General features: G+C 54.9%; 3 tRNA genes (1 of these 3 running past the window's edge). All 3 read right to left on the bottom strand.

The window, feature by feature from the left end:
* A tRNA-Pro gene (locus tag HMPREF3134_RS12690) sits at positions 1 to 44 on the bottom strand (it extends 53 nt beyond the left edge of the window).
* Between the two features lie 14 nt (positions 45 to 58).
* Positions 59 to 132 (bottom strand) — tRNA-Arg (locus tag HMPREF3134_RS10180).
* A gap of 11 nt (positions 133 to 143) precedes the next feature.
* Positions 144 to 232 (bottom strand) — tRNA-Leu (locus tag HMPREF3134_RS10175).
* Position 233 lies beyond the last annotated feature (1 nt).

The following is a 233-nucleotide window of genomic DNA, read 5'->3' as shown; positions in this document are numbered from 1 at the left end:
CGACCCCTTGGTCCCAAACCAAGTGCTCTACCAAACTGAGCTACTTCCCGTAAGAGAACGCGCCCGATAGGAGTCGAACCCATAACCTCTTGATCCGTAGTCAAACGCTCTATCCAGTTGAGCTACGGGCGCTTTATTTAAGATGGTGCCGAGGACCGGAATCGAACCGGTACGGTGATCTCTCACCGCAGGATTTTAAGTCCTGTGCGTCTGCCAGTTCCGCCACCCCGGCA

The organism is Staphylococcus sp. HMSC14D10 (assembly GCF_001808125.1).
Taxonomy (GTDB): Bacteria; Bacillota; Bacilli; order Staphylococcales; family Staphylococcaceae; genus Staphylococcus; species Staphylococcus haemolyticus.
This window is presented reverse-complemented; position numbering and strand designations above follow the sequence as displayed.